We start from the raw sequence: 26,235 nt of genomic DNA on the forward strand, positions 1-26,235 counted from the left end.
TTGGCGGCCGCTGTATCGCCGTTAACCAAGAGAACAATTATGCCATTGACCGTTAACTGCCCTATCTGCAAAGCCCCTGTCGAGTGGGTTCCACAATCTGCATTTAAACCTTTTTGCAGCGAGCGCTGTAAGCTCATCGACCTCGGCGATTGGGCGTCAGAAAAGCATGTCATCCCAGTGAAGGCCGAATTTGATCCCGAAGCATTTGATGAATTTGATCTCGATGAAGGCGACTTTTTTAAAGAATAATGCGAAGCGCTAGCTGCACAGCTTACGCCATCACAGCGATTAATTTGCCCAACTCTCTAATCAATAGATAAATATTATGACTAAACGCATCCATGTTGCCGTCGGCATTATTACTAACTCGGCCGGTGAAATTCTGTTGGCAAAACGCCCTGATCATTTACATCAAGGTGGGAAATGGGAATTTCCTGGCGGCAAAGTTGAGGCGGGCGAAACGGTCACTCAAGCGCTGATCCGTGAACTCAAAGAGGAAGTTGCACTCGATGTCACCGATAGTCAGCCATTTATGGCGCTGAGTTTCGATTATCCCGATAAACAAGTGCTACTCGATATCCATTCGGTCACTGAGTTTAACGGCACAGCCCAAGGCCTCGAAGGTCAGCTTATCACTTGGGTCACTAAAGCCGATTTAATTAATTATGACTTCCCCGAGGCTAACAAGCCTATTTTAGAAAAAATTCTCGCTCAGTAATCGAGCCATTTACCTCATTATTTCAATGCGCTCTATCCCCGAATCGCAATTCGGGGATGAACTTTTTCAATGCCTTAACTCCGCAAACCATGCAATCCTATGATCGTTAAGCTTACAGATATTAGCAATGCGTGATCTAGCTTGCAGCAAATCAATGATCCGCTTTAATCGCATCGAGAATAATGTTTGAATCAAGCTTCATTCTTTCTCTTCGATTTTAAGGGCGCATCATGCACAATAACATTAAGGCATTCATAGCCACTACAGCCTTATTTTTTAGTTGTCAGGTACTAGCCAATGGTGGCTGTGGATTTGAAGAACAACAACAGGGCTTAATTGCGACCTGCAGCGAGGAGAAACAAGAAGTGATTTTAACTGGCATAGTCGAAGCACAACATTTAGTCACAGATCTCAATGAGTTTGCCGAAGGGTATAAAAGCTATCAAGTCGACACTGCGGCAATCACCCCGCTTAAAAGCGTCACTGAACCAACTGAAATTATTGTGATCATTGGTACTTGGTGTCCAGATTGTCACCGTGAAACACCGCGCTTTATCCGAATCATGGAAGAAGTCGCCAATCCCAATATCAAAGTGACCTATATTGGTGTCGACCGGACGAAGAAAGATCCCGAAGGCTTAGCTGCCAAATACGACTTTCCCCGTATTCCAACCTTTATTGTGCTACAGCAAGGTAAAGAAGTTGGCCGTATCGTAGAGCGCCCAACCGTTTCCTTAGAAAAAGATCTCGCCGATTTATTGAAATAAGCGATGCAGTACACACAATAAAGGCCGCATAGCGGCCTTTGGTTTTTATCCATTCAGAGAAAGCTTAGCTCGCTTCGTCAATAATTCGCTGCGCGAGCATCACTAAAACACCTTCACGTAATGCGCCGCCAGATAAGGCTAAATGCTCTATCCCCAGCAACTCAAACAAAGCCAATAAAATAGCGACACCCGCTGCAAAAGTCGGTGCCCGCTCGCTACAAAGCCCAGCGATCCCCGTTAAGCCAATGTCTTCTTGGGCGAGAATTTCAGCCTTCAGCTGAGTGAGCACATCGAGCGTTATCGTTTCAGATAAGCCACGGTGAAGCAGTACTTCAACCACAGATTGCACCGCACCAGAGGCGCCAACAACACAATGCCAGCCTAGATCGCGTAGCGTTTGTCTATGCTCAGCTAATGCGGTTAGCACTTGCTGCTTGGCATCATCAAAATCTAACTGCTGCAGCGGTAAGCTACTAAAAAATTGGCGATTATAAGTCACGCTACCAAAGGGCAAACTGGTTTTGAACAACACTTGATGCCCATCACCGATAATAAACTCAGTGCTCGCCCCGCCGATATCTATCACTAAACGGCGCCCTTGACCACAGGTGGTTGCCACCATACCTTGATAGATAAGCTCAGCTTCACGCATGCCTGAGATGATTTCAATTGGATGACCAAGGAGTGGCACTGCACGCCGATTAAACTCATCGGCATTGCTGATACTGCGAAGGGTTGCGGTAGCAATCACAGCAACATGATTTGCTTCAATCTTATGTTGCACCAACATTTGGGCAAACATACTCAAACAGTCGAGGCCGCGCTGCATCACGTCATGGCTTAAGTTGCCATCGTCGCCGATACCTTCGGCGAGCCTCACCTTGCGTTTATATTTCGCAATAATATGCGGCTGACCACCACGAGTTTTGGCGATCAGCATATTAAAACTGTTTGAGCCTAATGTTATAGCGGCATAAGCGGGTGTTGGCATTTACGAATGTCTACGTGTCCTATCATGACGAGGAGGGCGAGCACCACTGCGTTGCGCACCTGGACGACTTGTCCCAGAACGATCACGCAGGTTTCGAGTGCCGCTCGGGTGTTTACGGTGGATCTTCGCTGGCGTTGGAATATCGGCCAATAAAGCTTCACTGTCGTAATTACTCACTGGAATCGAATGATTAATATAGCTTTCGATTGCTGGCAAGTTCAACGCGTACTCTTCACAGGCAAAGCTTATCGACATGCCCTTATTACCCGCACGACCCGTACGACCGATTCGGTGCACATAGTCTTCACAATCATCAGGTAAATCATAGTTATACACGTGTGAAACGTCAGAAATATGTAAACCGCGAGCCGCTACATCGGTAGCAACCAATATATCTAATTGGCCACTGGTAAACTGCTCAAGAATACGAATACGTTTTTTCTGTGGCACATCACCCGTTAACAAACCCACGCGATGTCCGTCACCTTCAAGCCAAGACCAAAGCGTTTCACAGCTGTGCTTAGTGTTAGAGAAAACGATGGCTTTTTCTGGCCAATCTTCTTCAATCAAGGTCAACAGCAAACGCATCTTCTCTTCTTGCGAAGGATAGAAGATTTCTTCTTTGATGTTTTTGGAGGTTTTTTCTTCAGGGGCGATTTCGACTTTAACCGGCTCGTTCATATGATCGTAAGCCAGCTCTTGCACTTTCATCGACAAGGTTGCCGAAAATAGCATATTAAGACGTTGATTTGCCTCAGGCATACGTCTAAACAAGAAGCGGATATCTTTGATAAAACCTAGATCGAACATACGATCGGCTTCATCTAATACTACAGCCTGAATCGAATTCAGACCGATAATGCCTTGGCGAACGTAGTCGATAATTCGACCCGTAGTACCAATCAAGATATCAACACCTTGATCTAATACTTTACGCTGTACATCGTAACTTTCGCCGCCATAAACAATACCCACCTTTAAGTGAGTGTGTTTAGCGAGTAAAATCGCATCTTTAGCGATTTGAATTGCCAGTTCGCGAGTCGGAGCCATAATGATGGCGCGGGGCTGATTAATCAATCGACCTTCAGGTACGGGAGTCGATAATAAGTGATTAAAAGTGGCGACCAAAAAGGCCATTGTCTTGCCAGTGCCCGTTTGTGCTTGACCAGCGATATCTTTTGATTGAAGTAATACAGGCAGTGATAACGCCTGGATCGGCGTACAAAATTCGAAGCCATTCTCGGCAAGGGCCTGTTTAACCTCAGGATGTAGAGGTAGGTCGGCAAACCTTTGGGTAGATAGATGTGTTTCGCTCATAGCGCAAGCTTACCTGTTGAGGTTGCAATAAGATACTCGATCGTTTGAAATAGCCACATTGTAAAAAGGTAACTTGAAAAGCTATTTTTCAGCCCCAATATACATGGTAAGCCATTAACAAACCAGCAATGGCACCCAAACTGGAGAACATCATGAGCGATAAAATTATATACCTGAGTGACGACAGCTTCGAAAACGACGTATTAAAGTCTGATTTGCCAGTATTGGTAGACTTCTGGGCCGAGTGGTGTGGTCCTTGTAAAATGATCGCTCCAATTTTAGACGATGTGTCTGAAGAATATGCAGGCCGCGTGACTATCGCTAAATTAAACGTTGACCAAAACAATGTTTCTCCAGCGAAATATGGCGTTCGTGGCATCCCAACTTTACTGTTATTCAAGAACGGCGAATTAGCCGCAACTAAAGTTGGCGCACTCTCAAAAACGCAATTAAAAGAGTTTATCGACGCGCAAATCTAATTTGATGTGGTAATGAGTGACCTCCGGCACAAGCTATAAATTAATTGTGCCGGAATTTCCCTAAATTTCTGGACGCCCCGCTTTGTTAGTGCTACTTTAATAACCAGATTCTTTCTAATAACCTCTTCTCGCTCGTCAATCACTATCCTGAATTACATCCTTACTGATTGATCGCGGTAAGCTTTGTCGCGTAACACAAGACCCCCAAAATGAACTTAACTGAATTAAAAGACACGCCGATTTCTGACCTAGTCTCGCTAGCTGAAAATATGAAGCTCGAAAATATGGCCCGCGCTCGCAAGCAGGACATTATTTTCTCAATCCTTAAAGCCCACGCAAAAAGTGGAGAAGACATTTTCGGTGGTGGGGTATTAGAAATACTCCAAGACGGTTTCGGCTTCTTACGCAGCTCAGACGGTTCTTATTTAGCTGGTCCAGATGACATCTATGTCTCACCAAGCCAAATTCGCCGCTTTAACATGCGAACGGGTGATACCATTTTTGGTAAAATTCGCCCACCGAAAGAAGGCGAGCGTTATTTTGCCCTATTGAAAGTCAACGAAGTTAACTTCGATAAACCAGAAAACTCCCGTAATAAAATCCTCTTTGAAAACTTAACCCCACTCCACGCAGAAGAACGTATGCGTATGGAGCGTGGCAACGGCTCAACTGAAGATATTACCGCGCGTATTCTGGATTTATGTTCACCGATTGGTAAAGGTCAACGTGGTTTGATCGTTGCACCACCAAAAGCCGGTAAAACGCTATTACTTCAAGGTATTGCTCAGAGCATCAGCTACAACAACCCAGAAGTGGTGTTGATGGTATTGTTGATCGACGAACGTCCAGAAGAAGTCACTGAGATGCAACGCCTCGTTAAAGGCGAAGTTATCGCATCAACCTTCGATGAGCCAGCCAGCCGTCACGTTCAAGTTGCCGAAATGGTGATTGAAAAAGCCAAGCGCTTGGTTGAACACAAGAAAGACGTGGTTATCCTACTCGATTCTATTACTCGTCTAGCCCGTGCCTATAACACTGTGATCCCGTCATCGGGTAAAGTGTTAACCGGTGGTGTGGATGCGAACGCCCTGCACCGTCCAAAACGCTTCTTCGGTGCGGCACGTAACATCGAACACGGCGGCAGCTTGACCATTATCGCCACTGCTTTGGTTGATACTGGTTCTAAGATGGACGAAGTGATCTACGAAGAATTTAAAGGTACAGGTAACCAAGAACTGCATCTGTCACGTAAAGCGGCAGAAAAGCGTGTGTTCCCAGCCATTGACTTCAACCGCAGTGGTACGCGTCGTGAAGAAAAACTCACGACTCAAGAAGAACTGCAAAAAATGTGGATCCTGCGTAAGATTTTAAATCCTATGGATGAAGTCAGCGCAATGGAATTCTTAATCGACAAATTGGCTATGACCAAGACTAACGAAGAATTCTTTACCGCCATGAAACGCGCTAAGTCTTAATCTTCGCGAGTCGCTAAAAAAGCCGCATCATGCGGCTTTTTTGTTTCTTAAATCCTAAGATTTTTTACTGCCAGTATTTGACCTAAGCTTTTACTCAAAGCCTGTGTGCGCTGCCGCAGCATTTCCCGCAGCAACAAGACAACAGGCGTCACATGCTCGCGTCCTGGGCACACTAAGTACAAATCGACTGGCTCACCTTGATACTCAGGCAACAATCGTACTAACCGCCCTGAAATTAAGTCATCGGCCAGATCTAGACTCGACTTAAAGACCAACCCTTTGCCAGCCACAGCCCAACGACGAGCAATTTCTGCATCGTTAGCACTGCGGTTGCCCGTGACACGCACTTTATATTCTTGGCCGTCGCACCTAAATAGCCATTGATCGTGGGTGCGATCATCTAACTTATAAAACAAGCAATTATGCTCTATCAGCTGTTCTAATGAATCTGGCACACCAAACTCGGCCAGATATTCAGGTGAGGCGCACAAGACACGATCAACACTGCAGAGCGGAAATGCCACTTGGTTTGAGTCCTGCGGTTTGCCGTAACGCACCGCGACATCAATTTTATCGTGATAAAAGCTGCTGATATTATCGCCAAGATGCAAGCGCACTTGCAATTGTGGGAAATCGAGCAAGAACTCATCGAGCCAAGGCACAAACAGATTACGGCCAAAATCCGAAGAAACCGACAGGCTTAAGGTGCCAGATATCTTACCTTTGTCACTGGCGATGGCTTGCTCGCCGAGCGCTAAATCGCTTAAAGCACGACGACAATGAATAAGATAACGCTCACCTTGTACTGTCAAACGTAAGCTGCGAGTTGTACGGATAAATAAGCTAGTATCGAGCTGTTTTTCAAGCCGTTTTATTGCGGCACTGGCAGAAGCGGCGGAGATATCCATCTCGGCCGCAGCGGCAGAAATATTGCCACAATCGGCGACCCGCACGAACAAAGCTAAATCATTAATCAACATGATTATCAAAAATCCTTTGAAAAAATTACAAACTTTACCCTGTTTATCTCTTAGCTAATATTCCACACAATGGCAACACGATACAAGTACACTCAAACAGATCGACTCCAGCCAGTACACCCAGAGGAATAGACATGAAAGCCATTGGTTACCAAACTGCAGGTGCAATCACAGCGCCCAATGCATTAGAAAACATCACGTTAGCCGAACCGACGGCGACAGGGTTTGACCTCTTGGTGGAAGTCAAAGCCATTTCCGTCAATCCGGTCGACACTAAAATCCGCGCATCCAGCTCGGCGCCAGCAGGCGAATATAAGATCATCGGCTGGGATGCCGTCGGCGTCGTTAAAGCAGTTGGCGAAAACGTCAGTCTTTTCAACGTTGGTGATGAAGTGTGGTACGCGGGCGATATTAGCCGAAGCGGCAGTTATGCCGAATATCAATTGGTTGATGAGCGAATTGTCGGCCATAAACCTAAGAGTTTAACTTATGCCCAAGCGGCGGCATTACCCTTAACCGGAATTACAGCATGGGAGATTCTATTCGACCGCTTAGGTCTACCCCAAGATGGTTCGGCAACTGACGCCCGTATTTTAATTATCGGCGCGGCAGGTGGCGTTGGCTCTATCATCACTCAGCTGGCGGTAAAACTCACAGGGGCAGAGGTGATTGGCACAGCTTCTCGCCCAGAATCCACCGCTTGGGTGCAAAAACTCGGCGCCGATGCGGTCATAGACCACACTCAATCACTCTCGGGCGAACTTGCCAATATTGGCATTGCTGATGTGACCCATGTGATTAGCTTGACCCAAACCGATCAACACTTCGATGAGATCGTACAAGTGCTTAAGCCACAAGGGAAACTGGCGTTAATCGATGATCCTAAGGGGCCATTAGATGTGATGAAACTCAAGCGTAAGAGCCTGTCACTGCATTGGGAGCTGATGTTTACCCGCAGCCTGTATCAAACCGAAGATATGATTGCGCAACACCACTTACTCAACCGCTTAAGCGCACTTATCGATACGGGTGAATTGCAGAGTACATTCGGCGAGCACTACGGCACAATTAATGCGCAAAACTTAATCAAGGCCCACACTCTGATTGAGTCAGGCAAAGCCATAGGTAAAATTGTTTTAGAAGGTTTTAACCAATGAAAATAACAGTATTTGCCCAAATCATAGCGAATCAAGGTCAAAGCGACGCGCTATTTAAGATACTCAAGCAACTCGTGACAGACACGCATACCGAGGCTGGCTGCATCGAATACAAACTGCATCACTCATTGGATGATGAAAATATCTTTTGGATGTACGAAATTTGGCAATCCCAAGCGGCATTGGATGAGCATATGGCGAGTGCGCATTTCCAAGCATTTGTCGCCCAAACGGCAGACTTAATCAGTCGAGCTGACATCAATAAAAGCTACGCCTGTTAATCAATAAAAAGCGCCAAACACGTTGGCGCTTTTCATCATTTAACACTCATTAAATCAAAGTCATGGCCATCTTACGGCGTAAATAAGCGATCTGCTGCATGTGTGGCAAATCCTTAGGACAGTTGTCTTGGCAGCCGAGTAAAGTCATACAACCAAACACCCCATCCTGATTACCAATCACATGGTAAAAATCCTCGGCAGTACGAGCGTCACGGCTGTCCATCTCGAAACGGGCAATTTTCATCATACCTACGGCACCGACAAAGGTTTCACGCATTTGTTTGGTCGCACAAGCTGAAACACACACGCCGCACTCAACGCAGCGCTCTAGCTCATACAGTCGCGCAGCTTCGTCTGGATCCATTGGATCTTCGAGGCGATGCACGCTGATATCATTGGCCTTAGGGTGTAACCACAGCTTTAAGCGTTCGGCCAATTCCCGCATAAACTTACCGGTATTGACTGATAGGTCGCCAATCAACTCAAAGCCTGGCAGCGGCATTAGAGTGATTTCGCCCTTAGGGTATTTGGCGGTTAAGGTACGACACGCTAACGTCGGGAAACCGTTAATCACCATAGCGCAACTGCCACAAATGCCCGCACGACAAACAAAGTCGAACTGCATCGAGGTATCTTGTTCTTCCCTGAGTTTATTGAGGGCGATAAAGACCGTCATCCCCGGCGTTTCAGTCAGCTGATATCGCACCATTTTGGGCTTATCGTTTGGCTCCTGCGGATCATAACGAAAGATATTAAAGGTTAACTGACGACCTTGGCTCATTATGATTTTTCTCCTAACGCATTGGCGGACGGGCTTTTTAAAGTATCACTTAAACGTTCATTATTAGGTTGTAAGCTTTCGGGTAATTCAAAGGGCATAAGCGCCCGCTGGCGTTGATAACGGTCCGCATCATCACCTAACTCAGCTAAAATCTCGGCAATCTGTTGCTCACGTTTTTCGGTATCCGGATGCACTATGGCGTTGTTAATGCCATAACCACGATAACCCGGCGGGAGCTCCATCTTCATCACATCGAGCGCTTCGTAATTAAGCACAGGTTCGAGCGCATCGGGATCGGGCCAACTGGCTAAGGTACGGTTTAGCCAATCGCGGTCATTGCGCTGCGGAAAATCTTCTCGAGCATGGGCACCACGACTTTCGGTTCGTGCCACTGCGCCGCAGGCCACAGTCAGCGCGACTTTGAGCATACGCTTGACCCGCAGGGCTTCGACCAGCTCAGGATTGGCGTGACGCTTTTTACACTTAAGCCCAAGTTTACGCGAACGTTCGAGCAGCACTTTAAGTTCAGCGACGGCTTTATCAAGCTCAGGGCCATTACGGAAAATCCCCACATAATCCATCATGATGCGCTGCATTTCGCGTTTGAGTGCAAAGGCGCTCTCGTGACCATCCCCCTCGATCAGCAGATCTATTTCACTCTGCACTTGCTGCATAAACCGTTCAGCAAGCTGAGTGTCTATCTCTAGGCTATTGTTCTCACAAAAATCGGCGACATATTTACCAATAATCATGCCGCCAACCACGGTTTCGGCCAGCGAATTACCGCCTAAACGGTTAAAACCATGCATGTCCCAACACGCCGCTTCGCCGACGCTAAACAAGCCTTTAAGCTGCGGGCTTTCACCCGTGGCATTGGTTCGAATGCCGCCCATGGAATAATGCTGCGTTGGCCGTACTGGGATCCAATCCTTAGCGGGGTCGATACCGAGGAAGTTCTCACAAATTTCCTGTACTTCCCTAAGGTTAGTTTCGATGTGTTTGCGACCTAACAGGGTAATATCCAGCCACAAATGCGGTCCATAGGGGCTATCGACACCTTTACCTTTACGTATATGTTCTGTCATGCGGCGCGATACCACATCCCGCGATGCCAACTCTTTTTTATCGGGCTCATAGTCTGGCATAAAGCGATAACCGTCTTTATCGCGCAATAAACCACCATCACCACGGCAGCCTTCCGTGGTTAAAATGCCCACAGGAACAATGGCGGTTGGGTGGAATTGTACTGCTTCCATATTGCCAAGCCTTGCGACGCCTGTTTCTAGCGCCAACGCTTGGCCAATGCCTTCGCAGATAATCGCATTGGTCGACACTTCATAAATGCGGCCATATCCGCCAGTGGCGATGGTGGTGGACTTAGCCACATAGGCCCTGAGTTCACCGGTTATCAAACAGCGGGCGATCACCCCATGGCAACGTTTACCATCGTGAATCAGTGCCAGCGCTTCAATACGTTCATGGACGGGAATATCCATAGAAATCGCTTTGTTATCCATAGCGTATAACAGCGAATGACCCGTACCATCGGCCGTGTAGCAAGTGCGCCATTTTTTTGTGCCGCCAAAGTCACGGGCGTTAATCAGTCCATGGGCTTCCTGCGCCTCATGCAGCGTCACTTTTTGCGCGTTCACAATCACGTCTCTTGGGCCTGCACTTACCCTTGACCAAGGCACGCCCCACGTCGCCAATTCACGCACAGCCTTGGGCGCACAGTGAGCAAACATCCGCGCCACATCTTGATCGCAGCCCCAATCGGAACCTTTTACCGTATCTTGAAAATGCACGTCTTCATCATCGCCCATGCCTTTTACGGCATTGCCTAAGCTCGCTTGCATGCCGCCTTGGGCAGCAGCTGAGTGGGAGCGTTTCGCAGGAATGAGTGACAGGACTAAGGTATCGAGCCCCCGCTCTTTGGAGGCGATGGCGACCCTTAAGCCAGCGAGTCCGGCGCCTACCACTAATGAATCAGTATAAATCAGTTTCACGCCTGCTCCTTAATCGGGTCTATTATTCTTGTGCAGTTTGCTGTGTTCGACATTCTATTCATTAATAAGCTTATTCATTGATTTACTTATTCATTAATTTCTGGCGGAGTTAACTCGCATGGGGTAAAAACGCCAGCAGCGAAGCTATGCCTACGGTGACAAATAGCACGCTCACTATAGTTTTAATCTTACGTAATCGGTTGCGACTATTGAGATCCCGCGCCGCGCCCCATTTCAAGGCCACACGGTAAATACCAATCGCCGCATGTAACTCCACCGTGAGCAGCAACGGCAGATAAACCATCCACACACCTTGGTTCCAAATACGGTCAGCGCTCCCTTGGGGACCTATGGTTTCGGGGGCTGAGCCTATGAGCCACAGATGCACAGGCAACAAGAGTAAAATCACCACACCGGTAATGGCTTGCCAGCGCCATAGACGCGTATCACTGTGGTTGATCACTTGCATTTGTTGCCGCAGTGCTCTTTGCTGGCGCAAACTCATAGGTAACTTTTGCAGCGCAACTAACACATGCACTAACGCTAGAGCGGCAATGCCCATTGCAATAGCCGTCACCACCCAGGGATAACCGTGGCCATCGTCAGAAAGAAAACTCAACTCCATAGTGCGCGCCACCCAATTCATGGCATCGCTACCCAGTAAAATCGATGACACTAAGACTAAGTGGGTCCACAGAAAGACCGCGAGGATGACGCCAGACACGCTCTGACTTAAATCCAGCCAAGCACTCCATTTTTTAATAGTTAGTTTGATCGCCATCCTCTCGCCTCACGCCGTTGACCTTATCGAGCCAATCTCATTAAGTCTTACTGCAAATTAATATCTCTCACATATCCACATGAAAACGTGAGCCAGATCAATTGAGTGCTGAATAATTAACCTAATGCTTAAATAATAGCAGTGAAACAAAATCCTGCTGCCAGCTCAAAGCCTACTCAGGCACAAAGGGCTGCACAGGAATACCCAGCTCACTACCGATAAAAAGATAGGACACTAGGCTCGCAGTCCCCAGACATAGCAGATAGATAATCAACACCTTAGCGACTTTTCGTAGACCTGAACGTTTAGTGGTTATGCCCCACTTTACCGCGACGCGATACAGGCCAATCATGGCGTGCACGACCACAGCAGGCAGCAACAGCGCATATAACAACCAAGCATTGTCGTGATACACCCGCTCGGCCGATAAATGCGGACCAATTTCGGGATTCAAAATCATAGTGAAGAGGTGAACAGGAACGAGGAAAAATAAGATAAAGCCGCTGATCAATTGCCAAAACCACGCATGGGTGTCCTTGTGGTTGATGCTGCCCATGTGCGAGCGCAGGGCGCGCCATTGCCCCAGTTGCGCCGGAAAACGCCGCAGTGCCACCGCCGCATGCACTACCACCACCAGCAACATAAACACTGAAAACACTTTAGTGACTATGGGGAAACCGTGTCCAGTGCTGCTGAACATGCCACCTTCAAGCAACTGCACCACACGATAAAAGGCCTCTTTTCCCAGCAAAATGCTCGACTCAAAATGCATATGCAGCAATAAAAAGCTGCCGAGCATAATCCCTGTCGCGCTCTGTAGCCTGTCAGCCTTTGCCGACCAAGGATGACCTAGCGGCGTACTCACCCTATTGTGAACTCGAGTTATGCTTGTCATCTTAGATTCACCTATGTCGTTCGTCGTTGGCACCTCTTGGCAAACTACACCATAGCAGCAACGCAGAACCGGCCTCAGTGTCACAGATTTAAAGCGTGAGCCAACTCACCTGACTGAGTGCAACTCTTAGAAGAAGATCACAAAAAACATACCGAACCAAACAAAGGTAAAGCCAATTAACCAATATATTTCAGAGTGTTATATTAAATATTAAAACTGATAATTCGTTTTTTAATACCAATCAATGCGCGTTCGCTAACACCTTGTCTACGCAGACAAAAACGCTATGCCACGATAGTCAGTCGCAGAACCTTAAGCCATGGTTTACAATAGCGCGATATTTTGAACCCTTAGCTTTTGCACACTCAGCCACAGGATGCCCCCATGCCTTGGATCCAACTCCGTATAAACACCAATAGCGATGACGCTGAAACCATCAGCGACTTGCTCATGGAAGAAGGCTCAGTCTCTATCACCTTCGAAGACGGTAAAGACACCCCTATTTTTGAACCTAAACTGGGCGAAACCCCACTGTGGCGCGATACCGTTGTCGTTGCCTTATTCGATGCAGAAACCGATCTGACACCGACCATCGCCATGTTGAAAACCTTGCCTTTCCTCGGCGAGAACTTCAGCCATAAGGTCGAACAAATTGAAGATAAAGACTGGGTGCGTGAGTGGATGGATAACTTCCACCCCATTCAATTCGGCACGCGTCTGTGGATCTGCCCAAGCTGGCGCGAGATCCCCGATCCAACTGCAGTCAATGTGATCCTCGATCCCGGTCTTGCCTTCGGCACAGGTACTCACCCTACGACTGCACTGTGTTTAGAGTGGCTAGACAGCTTAGATTTAAGCAATGAAGAAGTGATCGACTTTGGCTGTGGCTCTGGCATCTTAGCCGTAGCCGCACTGAAACTGGGCGCGAAAAACGTCACAGGTATCGATATCGACTATCAAGCCATCGACGCCTCACGTGCCAACGCCGAGCGCAATGATGTCGCCGACAAGCTAGCCTTGTACTTACCAGAAGACCAACCCGCCGATCTCAAAGCCGACGTACTGGTCGCCAATATTCTTGCCGGCCCACTGCGTGAATTAGCGCCTTTGATCGCAGAACGCGTAAAAACCGGTGGCAAACTTGCCCTTTCCGGTCTCCTCAAAGAACAAGCCCAAGAAATCTCTGACTTTTATAGCCAATGGTTCGATATGGACGCAGCGGCTCACAAAGAAGATTGGAGCCGCTTGACAGGCAAGCGTAAATAGCGCTAAAGGGTGGCGCAACATGCGCCACCGCTGGCTTCCAACTATTCAGCCTCTGACTTCTCGCCGATTAAAAGTCAAGAAAAAAAATTACATCTAGGTCATTTATTGACCTTTTCACGGCCAACAAAAAGGGCTACTATAGCGCCCCTTTGAAGAGCTAAGGTGAAGCATAAAATGCAGATTGGACCCTATCAACTGAACAATCAGCTGATCGTGGCACCAATGGCAGGTGTCACCGATCAAGCTTTCCGTAATCTTTGTCTTCGTTATGGCGCAGCCCTAGCGGTTTCCGAGATGCTTTCATCCAATCCTGAGGTTTGGGATACAGATAAAAGCCGCCAGCGCATGACGCATTCTGGCGAGGAAGGCATCCGCTCAGTGCAAATTGCAGGAGCCGATCCTGATTTAATGGCGCAAGCCGCGTTGTTCAATGTTGAACAAGGCGCTCACATCATTGATATCAATATGGGTTGCCCCGCGAAAAAAGTGAATAAAAAGCTGGCTGGCTCAGCGCTGATGCAAAACCCGCCGCTGGTAAAAGAAATTTTACAAGCCGTGGTCGCCGCAGTGAATGTGCCCGTCACGTTAAAGATTCGCACCGGCTGGGAGCCAGAACACAAGAATGGTGTTCAAATCGCCCAGATTGCCCAAGATTGTGGCATCGCCTCGCTCGCCGTTCACGGTCGCACGAGACAATGTATGTACAGAGGCGACGCTGAGTACGACACGATTAAAGCAATCAAACAGAATGTCTCGATTCCTGTCGTCGCTAATGGGGATATCGACAGTCCGGAGAAAGCCCGCTTTGTGCTGGAATACACCGGTGCCGATGCCTTGATGATAGGACGGGGTGCTCAAGGACGGCCTTGGATTTTCAGAGAAATCCAGCACTACTTGGAAACGGGTAATAAGCTAGCGCCCATTGAGGTTGCCGAACAGCGTCAAGTGATGCTGGAACACCTCACCAAACTGTATGATTTGTATGGTGAATACAAGGGTATCCGCTTCGCCAGAAAACATATGGGATGGTACCTAGACCAAGAAGCTCAGCGCCAATTTAGGGCTGACTTTAATCGGCTGGAAACCGCTGCAGAACAGTATTCCCTCGTGGAATGTTATTTTGATGAATTAGTACAGAATTAATAAAGAGCAGAATAGAATGTTTGATCAGACAACTAACACAGAAGTTCACCAGCTTACCGTTGGCAAAATCGAAACCGCAAACGGCACTATCAAGCCCCAGTTATTACGTGACGCAGTAAAGCGTGCCGTAACTAACTTCTTCGCACAGTTGGACGGTCAGGAAGCACAAGAAGTTTATGAAATGGTGCTAAGCGAAGTTGAAGCGCCTCTGCTTGACATCATCATGCAACACACTCGTGGCAACCAAACCCGCGCAGCAAACATGCTAGGTATCAACCGTGGTACTCTGCGTAAAAAATTGAAAAAATACGGCATGAACTAATCCGCAAGGGTTAAGCTGTTGTATTGAGAAAAGAAAAAGCCTGAAGAAATTCAGGCTTTTTTGCTTTTTGATACATCATTTTCTAATGTACACCTTTCTAATGCGCGCCCTTCTTATGCATATAGTTACATAGTCACCATCATGCTTGGTTTGCCACGCCTCTCACGCCAACTAAGACATCATTCACCAACACTATGAGCTTGGCTGCTCTAGCGACCAAAATAAATAGACAATCCACACCGACCCATAGCACAACCTTGACACGAGCTATCGGGTTTTAAGTTATAATGCATTTAAAAATCAGCCTGTTAATTCTAAAACTTTTTAGCCGTAGGTTTTACATTGTCATTGACTCACTCTGAACAAGATATCAAGCACAGTTGGTTTGGCCATTTCTTTATTGGCAAAGCTGATGCGGTAAAACTCAGCGCCAGTGGTATTAGCATTAATCGCACTAAAGGCGGCTTTTTTGCTCACTCTCGCAGCGCTAATAAAGTAGCAGCTGACGAACATTTTACTTGGCAGCAGCTCGACTCCCCGCCGGTTTTTACCTTGAGTCCGCTCGGATACTTGCTCGGTTTCACTGTATCTGGCAAAGCCTATCAACTGCCGTTTCTAAGCTATTTTGCGCAGCATCAATTTGGCAACGAAATCGCACAGCTTTGGGCGAATGCTAATGGGGCGCGCATTGCTGAGTTAGTGGCGAAAGTCGATAAAATACTGGCACACACTTATTTACGTGAATCACGTTTAGCAATGATACAAGCCAGAGTCGCGCGCGAATATCAGCGTTGGTTTCCTTGGTGTGAAAACCTGTCATTGTCTGCACATTTACACACAGTGTTAGTGAGGCTTAAGCAAATCCACCGCTGGACTCGCGCCGATATAAAGCAGCTGCGTGAAGATTACGTTCTGTCACAACTCGTTAAATTTGCAGACTATTTTGAGCATGTAGAATCTAATCCCTTAACCGAAAAACAGCGCCGAGCTTGTATTATTGATGATAACAATAACTTGTTATTGGCAGGTGCTGGCACGGGCAAAACCAGTGTGATGGTCGGGCGAGCCGGATATTTGCTGAAGAGTGGTCAAGCAAAAGCCGATGAAATACTGCTGTTAGCCTATGGTCGTAAAGCCGCTGACGAGATGGATGAGCGAATTAAAAACAAGCTAGGCACGGAGGATATCAAGGCAAGCACTTTCCACAGTTTAGGCTTAAAAATTATCGCCGACGTTGAGCGCGCTAAACCCAGTTTGTCCCCTTGGGCAGAGGATGACAAAGCCAAAGAGCTGTGGGTGCACAATACCCTTGAGACTTTGATTGAAGATGAGGCTTACCGTAAAAAACTTTTCGAGTACTTCAGCCGTTTCTATTATGTTGAAAAAAGCCCGTTCGAGTTCGAGGTGGAAGGTGAGTATTTTCAATACTTGAATGATAACGATATTCGCACCCTTAAAGGTGAGCGAGTCAAAAGCTTTGGTGAGCTCTACATTGCCAACTGGCTATTTAGCAATGGCATTGAATATGTTTATGAAGCTAAGTATGAGCATGATGTGCGTAGTATTGATTTTCGTCAGTATCAACCCGATTTCTATCTGCCTGAATACCAAGTTTATCTTGAATACTATGGTATTGATGAACACCAGCATACCGCCCCTTATATCGATAACCAAAAGTACTTGGAATCGATGGCATGGAAACGCCAGCTACATCAACAACATGGTACTAAGTGTATTGAGCTATTTTATTACCAACATAAAAACGGGTCGTTAATCGGTAAGCTTGAGCAAGCTTTACAGGTCTTTAAAGTGCAATACGCCCCCTTACCCGATGAAGCCATACTCGCCACCCTGCATGAACTAGGCCGCGTGACTGAATTGGCAAAAATGTTTAGTCAGCTGATTGGGCTGTATAAAGCAGCTTGCCTTGATGAACATGGCCTTGATGGGGTATTTGCCCGCGCCGCCGATGCTCAGCAGACCCGTAAGGCATTCGAACTGCTTGAGCCCATAATCACGCGCTATGAGCAACATTTAGCAATAAATGGCGACATTGATTTTGAGGACATGATTGGCAAAGCGCTGACGTATCTACAACGCGGGCAATTTATTAGCCCGTGGCGTTTCATTATGGTGGATGAGTTCCAAGATATTTCAGAACCACGTGCCCGCTTAGTGCGTGCCTTGAGGGATTCCTGTGCGCCCCATTCTAAAGCGCAGGCGTCTTTATTTTGTGTAGGGGATGACTGGCAGGCGATTTATCGCTTTAGCGGCGCAGATGTGAGTTTAACTACGCAGTTTACTCACTATTTTGGCCCAACCGCCCAAAGCGACTTAGATCTGACTTTTAGGTTTAACAGCAGTATTGGGAAGGTTGCCACCCAGTTTGTCAACCAAAATCCCACACAATTGAGCAAGGATATTCGCTCCCTCACGCAGGTTACCTCCCCCGCAGTTTCAATAATACGCCGAGGAGAAAACGAACCCGCCAATAAAGATGAGCCAAGCCAGAATGCACTGGAACAAGCATTAACGGCAATAAGTGCAAGGATAAACGCCGGAAGTGACAAACTTAGCAGCTTACCAAGCGTCTATTTGCTGGCACGTTTTTGGTTTCAGTTACCCGATAACAGCCAAGTTAACCAACTCAAGGCTAAGTACCCCAACGTGAAGATTGAGTGCCAATCATTTCACGCTTCGAAAGGGAAAGAAGCCGATTATGTGGTGATCATGGGGATGAAGACGGGAATGCATGGCTTTCCGTCGATGAAAATTACGCCGCCGATACTGGATGCTTTTTTACCTAAAACTGAAGCATTTGAATTTGCAGAAGAACGCCGACTATTTTATGTCGCATTAACGCGGGCAAAACACCGTGTCTATGTGATTGCTGATATGACAGATGTGAGCCCTTTCGTCACTGAACTGCTTACAAAAGACTACCCAATTGAACAAGATGAGTTCAACACCTCTTTAGTACAAAGGTTATTTGAAGAAGTAAAATGCGTGCGTTGTAGCACGGGAACGCTTAAGTCTAGAACGGGGAATTTTAAATCGTTTTATTCTTGCTCACACTTTCCCCTGTGCGATCACAAGGAACAAGGCTGTGAACTTTGCGCTAGCCCAATGACGCGTAAACGTTTTGCAGGCTTTAAGATATGCCTAAATGAGGCTTGTGGACATATATCACCGCTTTGTAACCTCTGCGGCGGCGATATGCAGTTAAAAGATGGTCGATTCGGCCCCTTTTGGGCCTGTCGCAATTACCGCGGGCAAAACCTACCCAGTTGTACGAATACGCTAAACAAGGCCAAGTTATCGATCCCAAATTAAGTGAAATAAACGAAACGCTTTGGCGTTTTCGTCAATCTGTATTTCAAGGTTACGAGAGCCAATTTGCAACTCCAAGCTAAGGCGGCTACCTACTCCTTAAGAGATATTTTATTCGATTAACTGTGACATCATCGGCAAATCCTGAGTGTTTTAGTCGGGTTTAGTTGCCACGCATTAAAGCTGTAAATAATATGAATGTAATTTTATTGCTGCTTTGGAGCTATTCATGTCTGCTATTTCTACCCCAAAAGATGCACAAGCCACTGGCCATAGAGTGGATTCTCAACCTCGCCATGATGCACAACTTAGTCAAGGTTCAGAGCTCAGTGAGAGCGCTCAAGATAGCCACTGGCTAGCACGAAAAGTCGGTGAGTTAGTTGCCGAAGATTTTCGCCGTGCCCATGTGTTTAGCCAATTCGGTATCGATTTTTGTTGTGGCGGTGGAAAACCGCTGGCGGTTGCCTGTGAACGCGCAGACATAGATCCCGCAAAAGTTGTTGCTGCGCTGAATGCCGCAACACTTACTGGCAGCAAAGAAGATGAGTTGAATCAATTACCCTTAGATCAACTTGTCGAATACATCGAGTCGACACATCATCAATACGTGCGCGAAAAAGCCCCATTATTAGTCGAATATTCTGAGAAAATGGTGCGCGCCCACGGTGAGCACTATGCCGAAATTATTCCCTTTGCGGGTTGGATACGTGCTTTAGTTGAAGACCTGATGCCGCATTTAATGAAAGAAGAAAAAATACTGTTTCCGGCGATCCGCGGTTTGAGTCAAGCAGAGCAGGTTGAAACTTGCTTTGGTCATATTGATAATCCCATCAATGCGATGCAACACGAACACGAAGAAGTCGGTTTAATTTTGCAAAAATTACGCGAGCTCACGAACGACTTCACGCCACCGGAACATGCTTGCACTACGTGGCGTGTGTGTTATGCCACGCTAGCGGAATTTGAGGCCGACTTACATCAGCATATTCACTTAGAAAACAATATTCTATTTCCTAAGGCATTAGGTCTCGCTCAATAATCGATTAAATGTTGCTGCTGTGATGCCCCTGAATTACGGTCATCCGCAGAATCTTGAGGCCGGACCTAAGTCTGGCCTTTCAATTGTTGACGTGCTACAACAAGTCATGTGTCGCTGACGGATAAGCTGCCATGACATTTCAATCATTTGCACTCGATGATATTGCCGATTTACACGAATCGGCCCAAGTAGAGTTTAAACTCGCAGGTGGCCGCGACGGCCAAGGTCAATTACCCGAAGATATTTGGGCGACTTATAGCTCCTTTGCCAACACTTTAGGCGGCGAGATCATCCTAGGGGTGCGCGAAGAACGTGGCCATTTCAGCATTCAAGGCATTCCCAATCCGCTTCCTGTTTTACAAGAGTTTTGGGAGATACTCGATAATCCTAGCCGTACTAGCCATAATATTTTGGCGATTTCAGATGTGCAGATTGTTGAAATTATGAATAAAAAGCTGATTCGTATCCGCGTACCGCTGGCGCCTGAGCAACTCAAACCTATTTATGTCGGCGGCGATCCTTACACTGGGAGTTATTTTAGGGTGGGAGATGCCGACATGCATGCGAGCCGTCGGCAGGTCAATCTACTGTTACGCCGCGCCCATCTTTGCATGAAGCAACTCAAGGCGCGTTAATTCGGCATGCTATTACGTCAAAATCCTGCTAATAAATAACCGCCCATGGCCGCAATCGCTGCGCCCGTGACACGCATTAAGTTGCGTTGTCCTGTCATCCGCTGCATTCCAAGGCCTATCATTACGCCGCCTAAATGGATGACCGCAGTGCCAAATAAAAATCCTAGGGCATACAAAACCGGGCTTGCCAATGCTGGCATTTCGGCGCCGTGGGCATGCCCGTGGAAAATCGCAAATACGCCAACAAATGCCATGGCGAATAACAGTGGAATTTGACGATCAAAAGCGATGGCAAGACCGAGTAACAATACCGAGAGGGCGATGCCGATTTCAACGAAGGGAACGGCAATGGCGTATAAACCTAAAATCCCGCCAACCAACATAAAGACAACAAAAGCGAGGGGCACTGTCCAAATCGCGCGGCCACCGAGCTGGGTGCTCAACATGCCCACACTCAACATAGCCAGCAAGTGATCAAAGCCCAATACCGGATGATTAAAACCTGACATGAAACCGCCACCCGAATGGATCTCATGGGCCGATACCGGCGCGATCCAACATAAAGTAAGCAGTAATAACAACCCGATACGCGCCATAACACAGCCTTAGTCAGTGACTTCAGTAATATTAGACTTCACTCTAGTGCAAATTTTGGGAACAAACCTTGATCTCAATCACTCTGGATTAGCAAAGATACAGATTCAACACTGCCCACAGAGTTAGTTTGCGTCGATAGCCAGCACTTTGATTAACGCATCGAGAGCATTAATTTCTAAATGAGGTAACAAGGCAGCAATAGGTAAGGAATCGACTCGACCAAAACTTGGATTCAACCACACAGACTGGCATCCTGCCAACCGCGCACCACGAACGTCGGCATTCATACTGTCGCCAACATGCAGTAAATGCTGCGGTGCAATATTTAATCGCGAGCAGGCCAATTCGAACATGTCTTTGGCGGGTTTCATATGCACACCATTGCCTGGATGCAACACAAACTCGAAGGTATCGCCTAAACCAATTCGCTCGGCATCCACATTGCCATTGGTGATGCCGATTAATCTAAAATGCTGCGATAAGCGTTTGAGTAACAAGAGCACTTCGTCAGATACTTGAAAATGGCTGCGATGAAAATAAAAACACGCCAATCCTTGCTCGGCGCCGCGTTCGGCTTCGACGGCCGAATACCCTAACTGTATTAGCCCTTGGCGAAGCGTTGCCAAACGGGCAGCGCTGGTGTCGTGGGCTAGCTCGCGATTTTGCTGCAGCAGTTGCAGCTTTAGCCTGCGCCAATCATGGGTTTGCCACGCCTGCGATAATGGATAAGTCTGCAACAGAAACGTCGCCAGCTCAGCTTCGGCATTTAAAATATGCGGTAGATTATCGTACAGGGTATCGTCGAGATCGAAACTGATCGCTTGAATATTTTGAGGTCTAAGATAGCAACGCATTATTTATCCTGTGTTTTTTTCGCTCTAGGATGGGCGTTATCATACACCTTAGCTAAGTGTTGGAAATCCAAACTGGTATAAATTTGCGTAGTCGCTAGGTTCGCATGGCCCAATAATTCTTGCACCGCCCGCAGATCGGCGCTCGCTTCTAACATGTGAGTGGCAAAGGAGTGGCGCAGTTTATGTGGATGCACGCGCACCGATAATGCCTGCTCTTGCCCCCATTTAGCCATCCGCGCCTGAATACTACGATGGGAGAGTCGCTTGCCCTTTTCGGTCACAAATAAGGCGTTATCTTCACAGGGGATCTGCTTTCGGCAATTGAGCCAATTCAGCAAAGCAGCAATCGCCAAACGACCGACAGGGACGATACGTTCCTTATTGCCTTTACCTAAGACACGCACTTCTTTCAAATCGTATTGCACACTGGATAAATTGAGCGCAGCGAGTTCAGCTAAACGTAAACCACTGGAATAAAACAACTCCATCATGGCCTTATCCCGCAGACTCAAGGGATCTGTACCTTCAATGTCGAGCAAATGACTGATGGCATCGACATCGATATTCTTCGGCAGCGGTTTGGCTTGTTTGGGAGCACTTAAGCCTTTGGCAGGATTAAGCTCGATCACACCTTCGCGCAGCAAAAATTCACCCCATTGTTTTACCGCAGATAAACACAGAGAAAGCGATCGCGGGCTTAAGCCTTTGCGGTGCAATTTGGCTAACACTTGCTGCCAATGCTCGCGACTCACATTGAGTAGATGCACGCCGTCAGGCAAGAGATCACTACCGCGATTAAGCTCGTAAAGGTAATTACGTACTGTATGGGCCGACAACTGCCGCTCGGTACTCAGATAGCGTTCAAAGGTTTGTAACCATTGAGTATTAAGCGCCGACACTTCGGCTGTTTGCGTACTCATATCGGTTTCCTCATGGGTTTTGCTAAGCCTTAGGTGAGCACAATCGCTCAACAGCCGTTACAGCTTAGCGAGCATGTGCGCCAGCAAACGCCGCAGTTGTTCCAGCAGCATGTTATCCATATCGGGGTGAAAATGGGTGGCATCTTGGCTGGCAATAGCAAAAATGACTGGGTTGTCTTCCGATAATTTCGTCAGTGCCACCGACCCCACTTCGCTACCAAATAGGCGTTTAGCCTCTTGCTGCGTGAGTCGGCCAAAATAGTGACCTTTATGCAGCCTTTGATCCCATATTGCCTTCATATCGGTATCGAGCACGCTGATCAAACGCACATGACTGAAATTAAACTGTAATTTTAAACTGTCGGCCAACACTTCTTTGAGTGACACAAGATCGGCACAATTTAATAGCTGGAAGGATAACTCAGTATTGAATTGGTAAATCTTCTCGTTACGCGCCGCCATGGTTAACAGGCTAGTGATTTCTTCTTCCAACTGGCTCACTCGCTGGCGCAGCATTTCTTGGCGACGTTCCACCAAAGAGATAGCGCCACGTTCCATGTGAGGCAAGCGCATTGCCAGCAGCAGCTCGGGATAGCGATTAAAAAAGTCAGGATTATCCAGCAGATATTCGCGAATAATCAACTCATCGAAAGGCACATCCGTCTGCGGCATCAAGGGCTCTGTCATAACTGAATTTGTCCATCGTAAACGTGCTGCGCAGGGCCCGTCATCCACAAAGGTTTACCCTCGCCTTCCCAGTTGATGGTTAAGGTGCCGCCGGGTAAATCCACCCGCACTTGCTGGCCGAGCTTTCCTTGCACTTGGCCTACAACTACGGCCGCGCATGCGCCTGTGCCACAGGCCAAGGTTTCGGCCGCACCGCGCTCATACACCCGCAGCTTAATGTGGCCTGAGTCTACGACCTGCATAAATCCCACATTCACACCGCGCGGAAAACGCTCATGCTTAGTGAGCATTGCACCAATTTCAGCGACAGAAGCGCTCGCCACATCTTCAACGTCGAGCACGCAATGGGGATTGCCCATAGAAGCCGCGCCACACAAAAAGGTTTGCATCGGTGTTTGCAGTAAATAGGTTTTTTCAGGTTTCTTAGCTTTGAAGGGGATCTGACTCGGTTCGAGGATCGGCACGCCCATATTCACGGTAACAGTGCCATCGCGTTCTAAGCGCAGAGTCATCTTGCCGGACGAAGTACTGACACGGATTTTACTCTTATTTGTCAGGCCTTTATTACGCACAAAACGGGCGAAACAGCGGGCGCCATTGCCGCATTGTTCGACTTCAGTGCCATCGGCATTGAAGATGCGATAATGAAAATCTAAATCGGGATCATAGGGCGGCTCAACTAAGAGTAGTTGGTCGAAACCTATGCCAAAGTTACGGTCGGCTAAACGGCGGATCTGCTCAGGCGAAAAGAACACGTTCTGCGTGACCCCATCGACCACCATAAAATCGTTGCCCAGTCCGTGCATCTTAGTGAATTGGATCAAGATACTTATCCTTTAAGCCGAGGCGCCGCTCATAAAGTATGAAACCAAGCGCCTGAATCAATATAATTTTTCTAGTTTACGGCAGGAGTTGCTCACCTTGCCAGAGCTGAGACAATTTTTCTCGCTCACGCACTAAGAAAGCCTGCTCACCATCGACCATCACTTCAGCCGCACGAGGACGAGTGTTGTAGTTAGAGGCCATAGCAAAACCATAGGCACCACTCGAACGCACCGCCAGTAAATCACCCGCTGCTAGCGCAAGCTGGCGATTTTTACCTAAAAAGTCTCCGGTTTCGCACACTGGACCAACAATATCAAACTCATAGGCCTCTGAGTCCCTTGGCACGACTGGGATAATATTTTGCCATGCGCTGTAAAGTGCAGGACGAATCAAGTCATTCATCGCGCCATCGACAATCGCAAAACGCTTGTCGCTGTTTTCTTTAAGATACAGCACCTGAGTAACAAAAATCCCCGCATTGGCGGCAATCGCACGGCCCGGCTCGAAGATAAGCTTCAGTTGACGGTCGCCCAAACGCGCTAATATAGCGGCGGCATACACATCCGGATGTGGCGGCGTTTCGGCATCATAGGTCACCCCTAAACCGCCACCCACATCGAAATGTTCAATAATGATACCTTGCTCCGCCAGACGGTCGATCAGGGCGAGCATACGATCCATAGCATCGAGGAATGGTTTGATTTCAGTTAGTTGTGAGCCGATATGGCAATCGACACCTTTCACTTTTACATGTGGCAACGCATGGGCACGGGCGAAAACGATTTCAGCCTCATCCATAGCGATACCGAATTTGTTTTCTTTAAGGCCAGTCGAAATATAGGGATGGGTGCCCGCATCCACATCGGGATTAATCCGCAGGGACACAGGCGCGACTTTACCTAAACGCCCTGCGACCAGATTTAACTGCTCAAGCTCGGCACTCGATTCGACATTAAAGCAATAAATGCCCAGATTAAGTGCCTGTTCCATTTCAGCCGCTGTTTTACCCACGCCAGAGAACACCACTTTGGCGGGATCGCCGCCCGCTTCTATCACTCTGGCTAACTCACCGCCCGACACAATATCAAAACCACTGCCTAAACGTGCCAGCACATTCAGTACGGCCAAGTTCGCATTGGCTTTAACCGCGTAACAAATCAAATGGGGATGATCTGCCACGGCATTATTAAAGGCATGCCAATGGCGCTCTAGCGTGGCGCGGGAATAGATATACAGCGGTGTGCCATAGGTTTGAGCTAAATCGGCAACCTGGCAGCCTTCGGCATGCAGGGCATTTTGTTGGTAGAGAAAGTGATCCAATTTCTGATTCCTTACTGCGCTTTATCGCTGCGATAGTGATGGTCGTTTTAGCTATAGCGATTGTTATTGTTGTGTTTTTTGTGCTTCGATGGCTCTAATCTCGGTTTTAATCTCTTCCACTTCAGGCACAGTTTTAGCTTCATCAACCTTTTTAGGTTGATTCACCTCTGTGGCGGGCGATCGATAGAGGGGGCCCTTCTGCCCGCATGCCGTAATGAATAGGCTACCAAGCAATAACAATAAAAACAGTCTCATTTTTCTCAACATCTGTGCATCTGGTGACTAATGGCCTTATAATCGCACCCATCTTGACGAAAGCAAAGGACAGAAATGCATGGCCATTACAGATACAGAATTTCACCAGCTCGCCGATGACATGTTCCAAGCCATAGAAAATGCGATTGAAACTGCGATTGATGAGCAAGATGCCGATGTTGATATCGATGCCAGTGGCAACGTATTGCAATTAGAATTTGTTGATGGCTCTAAGATAGTGATCAACAAGCAAGAACCTTTGCATGAGATTTGGGTAGCCACACGTTTTGGTGGATATCATTTTGGTTTTGTTGAAGGTAAATGGATGGACGGACGTAATGGCGGCGAGTTTATGCCATTCGTGCAAGAGTCTATCGAGCGCCAAGGCGGAATTAAGCTTAGCTTTTAATCTAA

The 26,235-nt window shown here is 47.5% G+C and carries 28 protein-coding genes; 14 read left to right on the plus strand and 14 right to left on the minus strand.

Annotated elements, in window-relative coordinates:
* Nucleotides 1–39: 39 nt before the first annotated feature.
* From yacG to AC5YB3_RS09570, 3 genes are all read left to right on the plus strand, one after another.
* On the plus strand, nt 40–249 hold the full coding sequence (gene yacG / locus AC5YB3_RS09560) for a DNA gyrase inhibitor YacG (RefSeq protein WP_006083355.1): 210 nt from the start codon (nt 40–42) through the stop codon (nt 247–249).
* 76 nt (nt 250–325) lie between these two features.
* Nucleotides 326–718 carry an 8-oxo-dGTP diphosphatase MutT gene (gene mutT / locus AC5YB3_RS09565; RefSeq protein WP_259482893.1) on the plus strand — a complete coding sequence of 131 codons (393 nt, stop codon included), beginning with the start codon at nt 326–328 and terminating at the stop codon, nt 716–718.
* A gap of 230 nt (nt 719–948) precedes the next feature.
* A complete protein-coding gene (locus AC5YB3_RS09570) occupies nt 949–1,485 on the plus strand; it encodes a thioredoxin family protein (protein WP_494527012.1) in 537 nt (178 codons plus the stop codon).
* A gap of 64 nt (nt 1,486–1,549) precedes the next feature.
* Here the strand turns inward: AC5YB3_RS09570 and AC5YB3_RS09575 are convergent, their stop codons facing one another.
* Nucleotides 1,550–2,476, minus strand: coding sequence for a Ppx/GppA phosphatase family protein (locus tag AC5YB3_RS09575; protein WP_259482896.1), 927 nt, complete (start codon nt 2,474–2,476; stop codon nt 1,550–1,552).
* On the minus strand, nt 2,477–3,793 hold the full coding sequence (gene rhlB, locus AC5YB3_RS09580) for an ATP-dependent RNA helicase RhlB (protein WP_006083359.1): 1,317 nt from the start codon (nt 3,791–3,793) through the stop codon (nt 2,477–2,479).
* Nucleotides 3,794–3,945: 152 nt separating this feature from the next.
* On the opposite strand from rhlB, the gene trxA reads away from it, so the two are divergent.
* A complete protein-coding gene (gene trxA, locus AC5YB3_RS09585) occupies nt 3,946–4,272 on the plus strand; it encodes a thioredoxin TrxA (RefSeq protein ID WP_006083360.1) in 327 nt (108 codons plus the stop codon).
* A gap of 209 nt (nt 4,273–4,481) precedes the next feature.
* The gene (gene rho / locus AC5YB3_RS09590; protein ID WP_006083361.1) at nt 4,482–5,747 is read left to right on the plus strand and encodes a transcription termination factor Rho; all 1,266 of its coding nucleotides are present in this window, start codon (nt 4,482–4,484) and stop codon (nt 5,745–5,747) included.
* A gap of 47 nt (nt 5,748–5,794) precedes the next feature.
* On the opposite strand, the gene AC5YB3_RS09595 is transcribed toward rho, so the two are convergent.
* A complete protein-coding gene (locus AC5YB3_RS09595; protein ID WP_494527013.1) occupies nt 5,795–6,727 on the minus strand; it encodes a LysR family transcriptional regulator in 933 nt (310 codons plus the stop codon).
* 134 nt (nt 6,728–6,861) lie between these two features.
* Between AC5YB3_RS09595 and AC5YB3_RS09600 the strand changes: the two genes are divergently transcribed.
* A complete protein-coding gene (locus AC5YB3_RS09600) occupies nt 6,862–7,884 on the plus strand; it encodes a zinc-binding alcohol dehydrogenase family protein (RefSeq protein WP_259522983.1) in 1,023 nt (340 codons plus the stop codon).
* Complete coding sequence (locus tag AC5YB3_RS09605; RefSeq protein ID WP_259482901.1) at nt 7,881–8,165, plus strand: putative quinol monooxygenase; 285 nt, start codon at nt 7,881–7,883, stop codon at nt 8,163–8,165. Before AC5YB3_RS09600 ends, AC5YB3_RS09605 begins: the two co-directional genes overlap by 4 nt.
* 49 nt (nt 8,166–8,214) lie before the next feature.
* On the opposite strand, the gene AC5YB3_RS09610 is transcribed toward AC5YB3_RS09605, so the two are convergent.
* The 4 genes from AC5YB3_RS09610 to AC5YB3_RS09625 form a co-directional block, all read right to left on the minus strand.
* Entirely contained in the window at nt 8,215–8,946 is a 732-nt protein-coding gene (locus AC5YB3_RS09610; RefSeq protein WP_063884690.1) for a fumarate reductase iron-sulfur subunit, read from the minus strand.
* Nucleotides 8,946–10,952 carry a fumarate reductase flavoprotein subunit gene (locus tag AC5YB3_RS09615; RefSeq protein ID WP_494527014.1) on the minus strand — a complete coding sequence of 669 codons (2,007 nt, stop codon included), beginning with the start codon at nt 10,950–10,952 and terminating at the stop codon, nt 8,946–8,948. The genes AC5YB3_RS09610 and AC5YB3_RS09615 overlap by 1 nt, the downstream gene beginning before the upstream one ends.
* Nucleotides 10,953–11,061: 109 nt before the next feature.
* Nucleotides 11,062–11,733 (minus strand): fumarate reductase cytochrome b subunit, encoded by a 672-nt coding sequence (locus tag AC5YB3_RS09620; RefSeq protein ID WP_115333742.1) that lies wholly within the window; start codon nt 11,731–11,733, stop codon nt 11,062–11,064.
* 172 nt (nt 11,734–11,905) lie between these two features.
* Complete coding sequence (locus tag AC5YB3_RS09625) at nt 11,906–12,628, minus strand: fumarate reductase cytochrome b subunit (protein ID WP_494527015.1); 723 nt, start codon at nt 12,626–12,628, stop codon at nt 11,906–11,908.
* Between the two features lie 384 nt (nt 12,629–13,012).
* Here AC5YB3_RS09625 and prmA point away from each other — a divergent pair, with 384 nt between their 5' ends.
* The 6 genes from prmA to AC5YB3_RS09655 all read left to right on the plus strand — a co-directional run bounded on the left by prmA (nt 13,013) and on the right by AC5YB3_RS09655 (nt 20,363).
* Complete coding sequence (gene prmA, locus AC5YB3_RS09630) at nt 13,013–13,894, plus strand: 50S ribosomal protein L11 methyltransferase (protein ID WP_063884687.1); 882 nt, start codon at nt 13,013–13,015, stop codon at nt 13,892–13,894.
* Between the two features lie 174 nt (nt 13,895–14,068).
* Complete coding sequence (gene dusB / locus AC5YB3_RS09635) at nt 14,069–15,037, plus strand: tRNA dihydrouridine synthase DusB (RefSeq protein WP_006083370.1); 969 nt, start codon at nt 14,069–14,071, stop codon at nt 15,035–15,037.
* A gap of 16 nt (nt 15,038–15,053) precedes the next feature.
* Nucleotides 15,054–15,359: a DNA-binding transcriptional regulator Fis gene (fis, locus tag AC5YB3_RS09640; protein WP_006083371.1), complete on the plus strand. Its 306-nt coding sequence runs from the start codon at nt 15,054–15,056 to the stop codon at nt 15,357–15,359.
* 342 nt (nt 15,360–15,701) lie between these two features.
* Nucleotides 15,702–18,692, plus strand: coding sequence for a UvrD-helicase domain-containing protein (locus tag AC5YB3_RS09645; RefSeq protein WP_494527016.1), 2,991 nt, complete (start codon nt 15,702–15,704; stop codon nt 18,690–18,692).
* A 226-nt stretch (nt 18,693–18,918) separates the two neighbouring features.
* Nucleotides 18,919–19,728 (plus strand): iron-sulfur cluster repair di-iron protein, encoded by an 810-nt coding sequence (ric, locus tag AC5YB3_RS09650; protein ID WP_494527017.1) that lies wholly within the window; start codon nt 18,919–18,921, stop codon nt 19,726–19,728.
* 131 nt (nt 19,729–19,859) lie between these two features.
* Nucleotides 19,860–20,363 carry an AlbA family DNA-binding domain-containing protein gene (locus AC5YB3_RS09655; protein WP_494527018.1) on the plus strand — a complete coding sequence of 168 codons (504 nt, stop codon included), beginning with the start codon at nt 19,860–19,862 and terminating at the stop codon, nt 20,361–20,363.
* A 17-nt stretch (nt 20,364–20,380) separates the two neighbouring features.
* Here AC5YB3_RS09655 and AC5YB3_RS09660 read toward each other — a convergent pair whose 3' ends face one another.
* The 7 genes from AC5YB3_RS09660 to lptM all read right to left on the minus strand — a co-directional run bounded on the left by AC5YB3_RS09660 (nt 20,381) and on the right by lptM (nt 25,821).
* Nucleotides 20,381–20,959, minus strand: a complete 579-nt coding sequence (locus AC5YB3_RS09660) for a HupE/UreJ family protein (protein WP_115333722.1) — start codon at nt 20,957–20,959, stop codon at nt 20,381–20,383.
* A 123-nt stretch (nt 20,960–21,082) separates the two neighbouring features.
* The gene (locus AC5YB3_RS09665) at nt 21,083–21,814 is read right to left on the minus strand and encodes an HAD-IA family hydrolase (RefSeq protein ID WP_063884682.1); all 732 of its coding nucleotides are present in this window, start codon (nt 21,812–21,814) and stop codon (nt 21,083–21,085) included.
* Entirely contained in the window at nt 21,814–22,734 is a 921-nt protein-coding gene (xerC, locus tag AC5YB3_RS09670; protein ID WP_126492959.1) for a tyrosine recombinase XerC, read from the minus strand. Before xerC ends, AC5YB3_RS09665 begins: the two co-directional genes overlap by 1 nt.
* Before the next feature lie 57 nt (nt 22,735–22,791).
* Nucleotides 22,792–23,421, minus strand: coding sequence for a DUF484 family protein (locus tag AC5YB3_RS09675; RefSeq protein ID WP_011848049.1), 630 nt, complete (start codon nt 23,419–23,421; stop codon nt 22,792–22,794).
* On the minus strand, nt 23,418–24,245 hold the full coding sequence (dapF, locus tag AC5YB3_RS09680; protein WP_006083422.1) for a diaminopimelate epimerase: 828 nt from the start codon (nt 24,243–24,245) through the stop codon (nt 23,418–23,420). The genes AC5YB3_RS09675 and dapF overlap by 4 nt, the downstream gene beginning before the upstream one ends.
* A 76-nt stretch (nt 24,246–24,321) precedes the next feature.
* Nucleotides 24,322–25,566: a diaminopimelate decarboxylase gene (lysA, locus tag AC5YB3_RS09685; RefSeq protein WP_259528592.1), complete on the minus strand. Its 1,245-nt coding sequence runs from the start codon at nt 25,564–25,566 to the stop codon at nt 24,322–24,324.
* 63 nt (nt 25,567–25,629) lie between these two features.
* On the minus strand, nt 25,630–25,821 hold the full coding sequence (lptM, locus tag AC5YB3_RS09690; protein WP_006083425.1) for an LPS translocon maturation chaperone LptM: 192 nt from the start codon (nt 25,819–25,821) through the stop codon (nt 25,630–25,632).
* Between the two features lie 79 nt (nt 25,822–25,900).
* On the opposite strand from lptM, the gene cyaY reads away from it, so the two are divergent.
* Entirely contained in the window at nt 25,901–26,230 is a 330-nt protein-coding gene (gene cyaY / locus AC5YB3_RS09695) for an iron donor protein CyaY (RefSeq protein ID WP_006083426.1), read from the plus strand.
* The last annotated feature ends 5 nt before the right edge of the window (nt 26,231–26,235 follow it).

The organism is Shewanella sp. 1311, assembly GCF_059338235.1.

Excerpts from the sequence above, each read along its gene's own strand:
- yacG (WP_006083355.1), top strand. The coding sequence starts at position 40 with ATGCCATTGACCGTTAACTGCCCTATCTGCAAAGCCCCTGTCGAGTGG.
- mutT (WP_259482893.1), top strand. The coding sequence starts at position 326 with ATGACTAAACGCATCCATGTTGCCGTCGGCATTATTACTAACTCGGCC.
- AC5YB3_RS09570 (WP_494527012.1), top strand. The coding sequence starts at position 949 with ATGCACAATAACATTAAGGCATTCATAGCCACTACAGCCTTATTTTTT.
- AC5YB3_RS09575 (WP_259482896.1), bottom strand. The coding sequence starts at position 2,476 with ATGCCAACACCCGCTTATGCCGCTATAACATTAGGCTCAAACAGTTTT.
- rhlB (WP_006083359.1), bottom strand. The coding sequence starts at position 3,793 with ATGAGCGAAACACATCTATCTACCCAAAGGTTTGCCGACCTACCTCTA.
- trxA (WP_006083360.1), top strand. The coding sequence starts at position 3,946 with ATGAGCGATAAAATTATATACCTGAGTGACGACAGCTTCGAAAACGAC.
- rho (WP_006083361.1), top strand. The coding sequence starts at position 4,482 with ATGAACTTAACTGAATTAAAAGACACGCCGATTTCTGACCTAGTCTCG.
- AC5YB3_RS09595 (WP_494527013.1), bottom strand. The coding sequence starts at position 6,727 with ATGTTGATTAATGATTTAGCTTTGTTCGTGCGGGTCGCCGATTGTGGC.
- AC5YB3_RS09600 (WP_259522983.1), top strand. The coding sequence starts at position 6,862 with ATGAAAGCCATTGGTTACCAAACTGCAGGTGCAATCACAGCGCCCAAT.
- AC5YB3_RS09605 (WP_259482901.1), top strand. The coding sequence starts at position 7,881 with ATGAAAATAACAGTATTTGCCCAAATCATAGCGAATCAAGGTCAAAGC.
- AC5YB3_RS09610 (WP_063884690.1), bottom strand. The coding sequence starts at position 8,946 with ATGAGCCAAGGTCGTCAGTTAACCTTTAATATCTTTCGTTATGATCCG.
- AC5YB3_RS09620 (WP_115333742.1), bottom strand. The coding sequence starts at position 11,733 with ATGGCGATCAAACTAACTATTAAAAAATGGAGTGCTTGGCTGGATTTA.
- AC5YB3_RS09625 (WP_494527015.1), bottom strand. The coding sequence starts at position 12,628 with ATGACAAGCATAACTCGAGTTCACAATAGGGTGAGTACGCCGCTAGGT.
- prmA (WP_063884687.1), top strand. The coding sequence starts at position 13,013 with ATGCCTTGGATCCAACTCCGTATAAACACCAATAGCGATGACGCTGAA.
- dusB (WP_006083370.1), top strand. The coding sequence starts at position 14,069 with ATGCAGATTGGACCCTATCAACTGAACAATCAGCTGATCGTGGCACCA.
- fis (WP_006083371.1), top strand. The coding sequence starts at position 15,054 with ATGTTTGATCAGACAACTAACACAGAAGTTCACCAGCTTACCGTTGGC.
- ric (WP_494527017.1), top strand. The coding sequence starts at position 18,919 with ATGTCTGCTATTTCTACCCCAAAAGATGCACAAGCCACTGGCCATAGA.
- AC5YB3_RS09655 (WP_494527018.1), top strand. The coding sequence starts at position 19,860 with ATGACATTTCAATCATTTGCACTCGATGATATTGCCGATTTACACGAA.
- AC5YB3_RS09660 (WP_115333722.1), bottom strand. The coding sequence starts at position 20,959 with ATGGCGCGTATCGGGTTGTTATTACTGCTTACTTTATGTTGGATCGCG.
- AC5YB3_RS09665 (WP_063884682.1), bottom strand. The coding sequence starts at position 21,814 with ATGCGTTGCTATCTTAGACCTCAAAATATTCAAGCGATCAGTTTCGAT.
- xerC (WP_126492959.1), bottom strand. The coding sequence starts at position 22,734 with ATGAGTACGCAAACAGCCGAAGTGTCGGCGCTTAATACTCAATGGTTA.
- AC5YB3_RS09675 (WP_011848049.1), bottom strand. The coding sequence starts at position 23,421 with ATGACAGAGCCCTTGATGCCGCAGACGGATGTGCCTTTCGATGAGTTG.
- lptM (WP_006083425.1), bottom strand. The coding sequence starts at position 25,821 with ATGAGACTGTTTTTATTGTTATTGCTTGGTAGCCTATTCATTACGGCA.
- cyaY (WP_006083426.1), top strand. The coding sequence starts at position 25,901 with ATGGCCATTACAGATACAGAATTTCACCAGCTCGCCGATGACATGTTC.